This window comes from Pectinatus haikarae, from assembly GCF_050916305.1.
Classification (GTDB): domain Bacteria; phylum Bacillota; class Negativicutes; order Selenomonadales; family Selenomonadaceae; genus Pectinatus; species Pectinatus haikarae.
The window spans coordinates 1,624,568-1,636,458 of record NZ_CP116940.1 but is presented as its reverse complement, the minus strand read 5'-3'; the positions used below and the strand labels follow the sequence as shown (position 1 = coordinate 1,636,458).

Below are 11,891 nucleotides of genomic sequence, written 5' to 3'. Positions count from 1 at the left end.
CCATTATGCTTTATAAAGTAATAAAATACCTAAACAAATAACAATTATCCCACTTATTTTATATAGATTCATACTTTCACCCAAGAAATAATAACCAATAAAGGCCGTCACAATATAACCTATACTCAAAAACGGATAAGCATAACTGACTTCTACTCTTGATAACACCACCAACCAGACCAATACGCTTATCACATAACAGGTTAATCCGCTCCAAATATGGTAATTTAAACATATCTTTGGCAATGCAACTATTATCGAATCAAAACTTATTTGTACTTTTCCTATTACTAACATTCCTTTTTTCAAAAATAATTGAGCAGCTGCATTTAGCATTACTCCAATCAATATCATAATAAAATTTATCATTGTATCTCCTCTTTTTCAAAAATTTCTTGCGAAAATAATACATATAACATATAACATAACAGTCATTAAAATATGTTTATCATGCAATAAAACATCCTCTGGTGCCCCACCTAAATTTTTTACATGCACTAAGTACAGATAACGAAACAGACCATATACTACTAAAGGTATTGTTATCATCATACCATAAGAATGACTATACGTCACAGAATTCTGTTCTGTTGCAAATAAAGCATACGATGTTATTGTCATCGCAGAGACTATCGTTATAAGTTGATCAATTAAGGGTATTGAATAAAAATGCAAAACTTTACGTTGTCTCTCCTTTTCACATTTGAATAACTCTAGCTCATGTCGTCTTTTAGATAATGCCAAAAACAGCGATAACATAAACACACACAGTATGAACCAATTTGTCATTCCTGATTCAAAAACTGCAATAACACCAGCGAATGCTCGTAAAACAAAACCTATTGCTATGCACATTATATCAAGAATTACTTTATGTTTTAAAATAACCGAATATAGCAAATTTATAATAACATACACACTTAAAATCAGCGCTAAATATTTTCCCGCATAAACAATAATAAAAATTATTATTATTACAAGAATCACTTGTCCTAAAACTGCCATAGGAACTGATAATTGTTTCGATGCAATAGGTCTTTTACATTTTTGTGGATGTAAACTGTCTTTATCTTTATCTATAATATCATTAAAAATATATACTATGCTTGATGTAAAAGAAAACGCAAAAAAAATTAATACGCTTTTCAAAAATATAGCTTCATTAAAAATTCTACCTGCAAATAGCGGAGCAGCAAAAACAAGTAGATTTTTCGTATATTGATTTATTCGCATTTCTTTTAGAATTAATTTTATCATGTTAGGATTTCTCCATTACTTTAAATCACTAATTACAAAATTTATGTTGTTAATGCTAATATTTTCATCTCTAATTTTCACATGCATATTTCTATCATCCCCTTGAGTTTCAATTCTGGGAGAATTCGTTTCAAAAACTATATTTTTCTTACCATACTCATATGGTAAATTCAACGAGACAAGCGTTCCATCTTTATTAATATTATATGCAGCTATAATATTCCCATTCATGCTAACTTTTAAATAATATTCCTTATCTCCAGTGGCAAACGCCTTAAATTGAATTCGTTCAACCCATGCATTACTAGATATCGTCATTGTTGCTTTATTAGACATCCATCTCCAGTTACTATTTCCATTTTTTTCCTTTTTATAAAATCCACTTTCTGTAATATTTTTTGATGAAAACAAATCATTTTTTTTCTCTATTTCTAGATTTAACAGGATATTTTTTAAATTTTCAATTTCATAAGCTGAATACTGTGAAAGATAATGATTATCAAAGTCCAACATTGAATAAAACAGTTTATTATTATCAGTATTTCTTATAGGTTCTACCTTCAAAAGTCTCGCTAATGACATTTTTAATTTCAATAGGTCTTTATCAGAATATCCTCTACAATCTATGTAAATACCTTTAAATCCTATAATAGATAATATTTTTATTTTTTCTTCAATGGGCATTTGTGCTATTGTTCTCTGCCACTCATCGTTATAGCGTCCTTTCATCGCTCCAAAGCTCCACTTTAGATTCTCAGTATACAACATTCCTGATAGAGCTTCATAATCAGGCATCTTTAAAAGAGGAGGAACTTCTGGGAAAGCAGAATAAGGCATTTGATATATCATTGCACCTTTAGGCATAGAAGTTTCTATTGCTGAAAAGAATTTCTGTTCCTGTTTCATTTCATTTTTTGCATTTTTATACACAGATGGATCTGTTCTTTGCATTTGAGCTACTATACTAAATGAAAAAATAGCTACAGAGAAAATAATAAATCCCTTCTCCAATTTTTTATTTCTCCTTAAATAATTTTCTTTAATTTCATTTCCTAATGAACATATTGTAGCAATTGCCAGAAACGCTATAAAAATGGATACTCTATTATTTGATCTATAGACAGGTGTGACAAATAAACTAAAAATGGTTGCCAATCCACCTATTGTGCCCCATAAAAATAATATCACATTCAATCGTGAAAACAAAAAAATCTTATTTTTATCTGCATCTCTAATTTTAAATAAATATAGCAATAATATTATTTCACCAACAGCACCTATTAACCCAAGATCCGCTGTAGCATTTTCATTCACTAAAGGAGCCGTTTTATTATATTCTCCAACTTTTTCCTTCATGATATCAGTTTTAGGAAATGTTGGCAGTATCATTTGCACTAACTTCAATCCGTAAACTTCACTTTCAAAAGCCTGTCTATTTGCAATATCAACATTTTTTCCAAATTGATATTGATATACAAATAGCGGGAACAAATTAGCAAGAAATATCCCCCCCACTAATATTACTGTTATTATGCTAGCACGCATGGCTTTTATACTCTTTAATCTGGATTTTACAAGACCAGTGGTTATTAACATAATACATGTATAAAAAGGATAATACGCTATTCCTGTTAAACTTATAAAAACAGTAATTATAAATATAATAAAATTTTTTTTATATTTCCATTCATCTTTTTTAAAAATGAAGAGTCTGTCATCATAATAACACCAATAGCACAATAATATACTCAACGGAATAAACTGATATAGGCATAGCCAAAAATGTTCTATACGCTCAATAAAATATGGAACCATAAGATAAGTTATTGCTCCCAACACCGAAAAAAGATATCCTATTTTCATTTGCCGTAAAACAATATATGATATATAAAGAATCATGAATCCTGATATAATATAGTATATACCCACTGCCAAAAATTCATTCTGAACAATATACATTAATACTTTTAAGCAAAAGAGATGTATTGCATCAGTATACATGACCGGGAAATCTATGAATTCAGTTCCAAAGGGAGTTCCTAAGCGATTTGAAAAATAAGGCCAACTGTTTTCCATCATGGTTTTTAATGGAATATAAACTAAAATATAAGCATCTCCATCAGGCATTAATATGTAAGGAATATTCTCTAATCGATACCCCCTTATAAAATAAAAATATCCTATTCCAAAAACTGTTAAAATAATAATACTGCATATTGTTTTCTTTTGATTTTTTATCTTTTGCATAAAATACTGTAACACTTTATTTATCTTCCTTTTTATAAAAAATACTTATTAGACAACGGGAGGCATCTCTATGTATTTCATAATCATTTCAACCGCTGACTGGGATAATCCATTCTGGACAAATAAACAGCATGTTGCAAAAACTCTTGCCGACATGGGACATCATGTTCTTTATATTGATTCGCTCGGAATGCGTACTCCTACCGCATCAGCTTCCGATTTAAGCCGCATATACAAAAGATTAATTAAACTTTTTTCTGGAACTCAAAAGATAAATGACAATATTTGGATTATGTCCCCTTTTAGCATTCCTTTACAGAAATATTCTATTGTTCGTTGGTTAAATAAATTTATTTTAGTAAAAATGATCAATCACACTGCCCAGAAACTAAATTTTACTAATATTATTCTCTGGACCTACAATCCTCTAACAAGTTACCTTATTGATAATATAAAAAACGGTAAAAGTATTTATCACTGTGTTGATGAAATAAGTGCACAACCGAGTATGCCAAAACAGACAATACAAGAAGCTGAAATAAATCTATTAAAAAAAGTTGATATCACTTTTGTAACAACCTTATCATTACTAAAAGAAAAACAGCAATATAGCAAAAATTGTTTTTACTATCCCAATGTAGCTGATTTTAATCATTTCAATACAGCCTATACTTCTAAATTTGAAATTCCTCCTGATTTACCAACTGACAAAAAAAATATAGGCTTTATTGGTGCTATAAGCGGATATAAACAAAATTTTGTTCTCATAGCATCGCTAGCCGAACAACGACCACAATATAATATCATTCTTATCGGAAAAATTGGTGAAGGTGATCCTCATACTAACGCATCTATCCTTGAACAGTATCCTAACATTTTTTTATTAGGCGCTAAAAATTATCTTGAATTACCGCAATATCTATCCTTTTTTGACGTATGTATGCTTCCATGCTGCATAAACACTTACACAAAATATATGTTTCCTATGAAATTTTTTGAATATCTTGCTGCAGCCAAACCAGTTGTTTCCACTGCCATACCCGCAATAAATGATTTTAAGGATTATTGTTATATCGCCAAAACCAATGCCCAATTTATATCATTTGTCGATAAAGCCATAGGCGAAGATTCCATACTATTACAAAAAAAACGACTTTTATTGGCTAAACAATACACTTATAGTATTCGCACACAAAAAATGTTACGTACAATCGCTACATTAGAACGCACAAAATAATCTTCTTTATATAGTTTTTATAATATCTTTATATAATAATTTTTTTATTCTTAAAAACTACCTCAAATGACTTTCCTGTAATTTTAGAATTACTATTATGTCTAACTTTATTATTATCAACATATATTTGTAATTCATTTCTGTCTTTAATAAATAATAATGCATCCTCTATATTGCATTTCCACACATTATCATATTGCCCTATATAATCCAATAACTTACTATGTACACTTATTCGTTCAGCTTCTGAATTCCACCCATATTGATATGTCTCTGAAGATGGATGATCAAGATATCCAAATATCCCATTTGCCATATAATAACTTTCAAAACAATCTATATAAGGCTTTATTGACTTATTATAACGATTATAACAATCACCATGCAACATACATTGCTGACTTAGTTCTACAAAATTCTTGCTTATAAATGGAACTTGTCCACTTCTTCCTAACATATATTGTGGATCATTATGAATAATCCCGCCAACAAAACCACTATATTTACTATCTATTAGTGCATCAACTGCAAATCGCGGATTTTTATGAAAAGGTGAAACAGCAAACCAGCCATTTTTCTTTTTACCAACGTTTTTTTCAAGCCACAACCTCGATCCCAAGCTTTCCATATAAGCTCCAGTGTAACACCCTCCCCAGTCAGGAAAATGATTTTGTGAATGGCTTAAAAGACTACCTCCATTTGCCGTTACAGCATTAATTAAATTCCAATCACTTGATGAAAAGTTATTATTCGTAACTAATGCCAGCGAAATAGGCATTTTCTTATCACAATATAATTCAAATAGTCTCTTTGCAGATGTTACCGCTTGATCGCAATCTAATCTCATAGTGACCGCAGTTTGGTAACCAGCAGGAATTTCTTTTACGTATGGTATGCATTGTAAATTTTCTAAACGATAATTAGCAAAAAATTCTTCAATTATCGTCCATTCTAAACTGTCAACTGGGCCTACTTTCCTGTTCATCCATAAAATTGATTTTTTCGATAAATCTTTTAAACATAAGTACTCACTTTGGAAATCATTACTATCATTAAATACTGATGCTAAAGAATATTCTTCGCATTTATCTGTTTTACATGAAACTGAAAAATCATATGACGGAAGTACAGTTATTGCCCCATAACCATTATTATTCCATTCGTCTGCATAATCGTAGCGGGAAAAATATCTTTTGAGAAAATACCATTTATTTGTTAATTTTTTATCAGAAACATATTTAACAAATAAATTTGTTTTATCAGATTCAGCTCCCTTCATAATCAAATAATCGTATTTATACTCAGTCAATTTTAACGCAAATAAGTCAGCTATGTATTCGTTTGGTTTCCCTAATATTACATATTTTCCAGACATATTATTTATAAATTTTTTTATATATTCTAAATTAGGTTCTATTAATATTGCCAGTTTAGGAATCATATCAACATCTTCATAAAAAAACAGACACACTTGCATTTTGGTAAAGGAACGTATGCAGGCTGCATATACTATTTGTGCCGCATATTGATTTTTTCTATCATACACAATACATAATTTATTCAATGTGCTTTCCTTTCAAGGAATTTCAGAATTTTTTATTTACAAAAATACATTGCGCTTTATCACATAGCTTATGTATTTTACCTTCTATTATATGTTGTCTTAAATCCTGCATTAACGGACTATTCCAAGCATCATCGAAATTTTTCCCGGCTAAGCTATCAATTCCACCTAAGTATGTCAATAGCAAACACGGGGAAAATCTACCTTCAGTTGTAATAAAAGCTGTATTCCACGGTAAATAACATTCTTTATAACTTTCCACATATTCACCCGACAATGATTTTTTATCATAATTATTGGTTTCTTGATACCTTGTCGCATATTTATCAAATTCTCTTGATTCTATAGGATATGGTATATCATCATGTTTAAATCCACTGTAATCTTTAGGAAAACAAGGTGTTAATCCTACTCTAATATTCAATTTTTCAGCAGTTTCATATCCTTCATCTATCTTTTTAGTTGTTAAATGGGGGTAATAAAGCAGCATTTGTTGTTTATAATAAAAAACAAAATCTCCACGTTGTTTTATCGGCATATCTATTCCTGTAGAAAATAATGGCCAGAAACTCACAGTCTTTACTCCTAATGCATTTGCTAGCTTTATAAAGTCAGGCAGTTCCTCTATATTTTCTCTCATCAATACACACGCCATAGCTATTCTAAGTTTATTATTGTATTTTTTATTTTCTTGAACTAAGTTATTTATATTCTCGCAGAGTTTTGTGAAATTCCCACCACGTATGCGCCTATAAGTTTTCTTGGTAGCTGCATCTACTGATATCACTAAATCGGTTAATGCACTTTCCAATATTTTTTTTCTATTTTGAGCATTTAATAATAAACCATTTGTAAAAATCTCTATCTCTAAGGAATGTTTTTGGGAATACGGACCAGCAATATTCAATGCCCGCCAAAAATCATTTCCCATGAGAACTTCACCACTCGCATGTAATTGAAGTTTATTCGAATAAGGAATTAACTCTTTGTAAATTGGTTCTGTTTTTTCTGTATTATCTTTTCTGTCATTAGTAAATTTATTTAAGGATTCATCTACAGCGCACATTGCACATTTTAAATTACATCTTGCAACTGTTTCGTACGTGAGAAATGTTGGTTTTGATTTCACCCTGGAAAATTTAAATACTTCTTGTGCCAATAACGAAGAATTATATGTATGTTCATCCTTCTCTTCAATTTTTATTTCTCCTATCATTAGACTCAAATTTCGTTCATCATTTTTATTATCTTCTACATAATCACATTGAAAACTTACCCAACCTTCATTTTCAATTAAATTTTCTATGGGCATCCCTATTTTCTGCCAACCATTTAATATTTTAAATTCAAATTTTTTCTTTCCATCAATAGTTAATGTAACTGGTACTTTATTTGTGTACCCAACTTCGAACTTAATCCATTGTTTGACATGATCATATTTATTTACAAAAATCTTGGCATTATTTTTCATCCAACGAAACGGACGTATATGATCGGTCTCCAGCGCATAAAAACCTTCCTTATAAATAATATTAGGAATTTCATCATCTTTTAATAATCTAACTTCACCAAACATCACACTTAGCAGTCTTTTATCATCAATATTTTCATTTACTAAACAATCACTAACAATACGTATTGTAAAGTTAAATGAAAGTTGAGGACTCGTCAGCCCTTCTGGTACAATAGTTTTATCACAAACACTGTACCTCCCGAAAGGAGACGAGTCCTCATGACAAAATCATATCAGATTTGCTGTCCAAAATGCAACAATCATCAAAACTTTTATCGTTATGGCAAAGATAAAGATGGAAATCAAAAATATCTTTGCCGTGTATGCGGGCATCAATTTGTACCATATGCCAATACAACCGGCAAATCAGGAAGGCCACGCATACGTTCTTACCCAATTTGCCCTATCTGCGGGAAGGCCATGTTTCTTCATCATGAACACAAATATTATTCAAACTACCAATGTGGTGACAAGAAATGCGGTCATTCCTTTTTTGTCCCAAAACAAGCTGCTATTACAGCACCTTCCATGTCGAAATTGTCAGGAAAAACCAATTTCAAGCGAATGCGTTATCCTATGCATGTTATTCTGACGGCATTGTCAATGTTTTATTTAGGCAAGAATTCTTTCCGCAATATTGCTCTTATTGTGCGTACGGTCATGAATATTCAGCTTTCTCACACCACCATCAGCAACTGGTGTACAAAATTTGCCCCTTTGTTTCACAACATTGCACTTGAATTGATACCAACGCTCAATTTCGACTCCGATGAATGGCACGCGGACGAAACCGTGGTGAAAATCCGTGGCATGAAATATTATCTTTGGTTAATTGTGGACAGCGAAACACGTTTTGTCCTCGGCTTTCATCTTTCCAAACACCGGGATAGTCCTCAGGCTTTTTCCCTGCTTAATTCCGTTAAGCACCTTGGCAAACCCAGAGCCATTGTAACCGACCGTTACAGTGCCTACAAAGTTCCTGTAAAAGCAGTGCTGAATGTCAAACATATCCGTGTCCACAGCTTCAGTGACGATATCACCAACAACCTGATTGAATGCTTTAACAAGCAGTTCAAAGCATGGTATAAAACCAAACAGGGATTTTCTTCTTTCAATTCCGCCAACAACCTTATCGCGGTTTTTCTCTTTTTTTACAATTTTGTCCGTCCTCATTCCGCTCTTAACAGTTTGACTCCGGCACAAGTTGCAGGGCTGAATCTTTCTGCCAGAAGTAAACACAAACTTTTGTTCGTTGCTTGAAGTATTTGGCTGTTTCTGTTTGTTAATCTTTCATGTTTACTTTACAAAGCCTAACAATATCCGTAATTAAAACCTAACAAATCACAAAATCCGTATTTCAAATTTGATTTTTGAACAATTTTTTCAATTCTACCTAAACAATAAAAATTACGATTCCTATTTTTTAAGGTATCCATAATCTATTATAGGCATCTTCTGTTTTTTTAGCTGTATTTTTCCAAGAAAACTTTTCTTTAATAACTCGACTCAATATCTTATTCTTCCATTCCACTTTATCAATCCCATAACTCACGCATTTTTTTATACAATCTGGATTTGTGACATCGTTAATATATACGGCAAAATCTCCAAAATATTCTCTTGTTGAACCAGTTTCTGTTATAACTATCTTTTCACATCCAGCAGCAGCCGCCTCTAAAGCTGCTAATCCTGGAGTTTCTAAAATGCTCGGTAATACAAATAGCTCAGCACCTGCATAGGCTGAAAGCAACTCTGGAGAGTTGTGTACAAAAGGAGATATGAAGTGCACTTTTGCAGTACCAATATGTTTTTTACATTCTTCAAAGTATTTTTCATCGCGTACATATCCGATTATTACCAAAGGTATGTCAATCCCCTGCACAGCATCAATAAGTGTAACCTGATTTTTACGTTGCTCAATATTAGCTACATTCAAAATATATTTATCAAAACCATATTTTTCTTTAAATAATGTTTTATCTATATTCTTGAATACTTCTGGTTGCACAGCATTATAGACTGGCATAAATTTGTCCTCTGGTAATTCTAATTTATTTGCCAACATATCTGCTTCCATTTGTGAATTAGGCAATATTATATCAGCCAACTCTAAAATTGCTCTTATTTCATCAATAGGATATTTACTCATATCATCAAGCCATATTACCGGTGATACTGCTAATTTCTTACCAGCATTTTTTACTAATTGGCAAAAATAAAGACTTCCACCAAAAACAGAAAAATAATGTATAATATCATATTCAGAAAGCCGTGGATTCCATTGGTCAAATAAACTTACATCAACACCAATTTTTTGCAGTGCCTGATAGGTTTTCATCAATTGTACCTCTCCGCCCCCCGGTGTTATAAAAGCAGCCTGATAAGTATTAATCAATATTTTCATTCTTATAATATACCCCTAATAATGAGTCTATAAAATTTATAGACAATTTTTCATCAGAGAACTCAACCAATCTCTTATCTTGATATGATACTATTTTTTCCCTATACTTATTACTTTTCATAAGTTTATTCACTTCTTCTGCTATACTAACAGCATCATTATCTGCAGCTAATTTGCCCGCATCCTTTAATAATTCATCAGCAGCACTAGTAGAGACTTTCTTTGCTACAATAGGTACGTGAAAGCGCATTGCTTCCAATATTGGTACGCAAAATCCTTCATCATCACTGAGTGTAATAAATACTTTTGATGCCTGATAAGCCGCTTTAAGTTGGTTTCTTGATATCTGCTGCAAAAATAAAATCCTTTCTTTTTCTGTCTCAGTTAGTTGGTCAATTTTATACTTTAAGTATTTTTGGTAGCTATTATGCATTCCTCCTACTAAGGCCAAAATTGCATTTGGGTTTATTTTTAGTAATTCATGAAATACATTTAAAAGATCTTCTATTTTTTTATGAGGAAACATTCTTCCAACAAACAAAAGTACATCTCCCATTGCAGATAAACTTTTACCAAACTGTCCATCACTTTGAGTGTTATTCCACAATGCTTCGCTAATTAATACGGGTGGTATAATTTTAATTTTCTCCAGATCGGTATCTACTTTTTCATTTACAGTTTTTATTTTACCACCAGCATCATTTGTTTGACTTTCATTGAGTATAGACAAACTCTCATTATATTTTTTTAAGTTTTTTGAATATACATCTTTAGTATGCCTCGAATTCACCATAATAAAATCAAACCCGTTGATTTTATACAATTCATCTAATCCTGACTTGCATTCCTCAGCTAATTCGGCATCAAAAACTCTCAGACTTTGTGGGTTAGTTATCCCATGAAAATATGCTATCTTCTTATATGGCATGTCTAAAATATCTTCTAAATAGTCATCTTTTATTGAATAGTTATAAATAAATATTGTTTTATCAATTGATAAATTTTCATCTGTTAACAAATCTGTAACATGATGAGTAAAAGACCTAAATTTATCATCACAATTCACAGCATATAATTCAGCATTAATCCCTTGTTTTTTCAATAAAGAATACATTTCCCAAGCAAAATATCCAATTGCATCATTATCGTAAAAATTTTTTAAAATAATACATACATTTAGTTTCTCAGGTATAATTAATCGCACAGGCAGATATTCTTCTATTATATTTTGTGGTAACTCAAAATACGTTTTATGTTCAATATAATCATTTAAATTTTTATAACATATAAGGGTTGTTTCAAAAACTATTTCATTATTTATCTTTTTACGTATTACTACTCTTATATTCAAAGGAAAAATATTATCCTCATAAGTTACATTGGAAAGCCAAGATTCCGCAATTGCTAATTTATCAACTGACATAAATTGAATTTTTCCATTAACAAAATTCAACCTAAATGATAAAGATCTTTTATTATTGTCAATCATAAATTTAAACCAACCTGGATGTCGTTGGGGATGTGCAGGATTTTTTATGGGATAAGTGTCCAACACTAAGAAATGATCTTTATCCATATTACATAAATCTATTGAAAAACTATCTTTTTGATCTAGTGATATATATTTATCTTTTATAACTGCAAATGGCTTTTCTATTTTCAATATGGC

9 protein-coding genes are annotated in these 11,891 nt (G+C 31.0%); 2 read left to right on the top strand and 7 right to left on the bottom strand.

The genetic code is table 11. The features are described 5' to 3' along the window. Nucleotides 1-3: 3 nt before the first annotated feature. Genes NXG61_RS08000 through NXG61_RS07990 form a run of 3 tightly spaced genes read right to left on the bottom strand, consistent with a single transcriptional unit; the run spans nucleotide 4 to nucleotide 3,519 of the window. A complete protein-coding gene (locus NXG61_RS08000; RefSeq protein WP_307222485.1) occupies nucleotides 4-369 on the bottom strand; it encodes an EamA family transporter in 366 nt (121 codons plus the stop codon). A 15-nt stretch (nucleotides 370-384) separates the two neighbouring features. Further along, a complete protein-coding gene (locus tag NXG61_RS07995) occupies nucleotides 385-1,257 on the bottom strand; it encodes a decaprenyl-phosphate phosphoribosyltransferase (protein ID WP_307222486.1) in 873 nt (290 codons plus the stop codon). 15 nt (nucleotides 1,258-1,272) lie between these two features. Next, nucleotides 1,273-3,519 (bottom strand): hypothetical protein, encoded by a 2,247-nt coding sequence (locus NXG61_RS07990; protein WP_432748902.1) that lies wholly within the window; start codon nucleotides 3,517-3,519, stop codon nucleotides 1,273-1,275. Between the two features lie 55 nt (nucleotides 3,520-3,574). Between NXG61_RS07990 and NXG61_RS07985 the strand changes: the two genes are divergently transcribed. Then, a complete protein-coding gene (locus tag NXG61_RS07985; RefSeq protein ID WP_307222490.1) occupies nucleotides 3,575-4,741 on the top strand; it encodes a glycosyltransferase in 1,167 nt (388 codons plus the stop codon). Nucleotides 4,742-4,769: 28 nt separating this feature from the next. Here NXG61_RS07985 and NXG61_RS07980 read toward each other — a convergent pair whose 3' ends face one another. Then, nucleotides 4,770-6,305 carry a hypothetical protein gene (locus NXG61_RS07980; RefSeq protein WP_432748901.1) on the bottom strand — a complete coding sequence of 512 codons (1,536 nt, stop codon included), beginning with the start codon at nucleotides 6,303-6,305 and terminating at the stop codon, nucleotides 4,770-4,772. 22 nt (nucleotides 6,306-6,327) lie between these two features. Further along, complete coding sequence (locus tag NXG61_RS07975) at nucleotides 6,328-7,881, bottom strand: radical SAM protein (RefSeq protein WP_307222494.1); 1,554 nt, start codon at nucleotides 7,879-7,881, stop codon at nucleotides 6,328-6,330. 156 nt (nucleotides 7,882-8,037) lie between these two features. On the opposite strand from NXG61_RS07975, the gene NXG61_RS07970 reads away from it, so the two are divergent. Beyond that, entirely contained in the window at nucleotides 8,038-9,078 is a 1,041-nt protein-coding gene (locus NXG61_RS07970) for an IS6 family transposase (RefSeq protein WP_432748900.1), read from the top strand. Nucleotides 9,079-9,241: 163 nt separating this feature from the next. Here NXG61_RS07970 and NXG61_RS07965 read toward each other — a convergent pair whose 3' ends face one another. Together NXG61_RS07965 and NXG61_RS07960 are read right to left on the bottom strand one after the other, a co-directional pair. Beyond that, nucleotides 9,242-10,222 carry a glycosyltransferase gene (locus NXG61_RS07965; protein WP_307225403.1) on the bottom strand — a complete coding sequence of 327 codons (981 nt, stop codon included), beginning with the start codon at nucleotides 10,220-10,222 and terminating at the stop codon, nucleotides 9,242-9,244. After that, the gene (locus NXG61_RS07960; protein ID WP_307225402.1) at nucleotides 10,206-11,885 is read right to left on the bottom strand and encodes a glycosyltransferase; all 1,680 of its coding nucleotides are present in this window, start codon (nucleotides 11,883-11,885) and stop codon (nucleotides 10,206-10,208) included. Before NXG61_RS07960 ends, NXG61_RS07965 begins: the two co-directional genes overlap by 17 nt. Nucleotides 11,886-11,891: the final 6 nt, after the last annotated feature.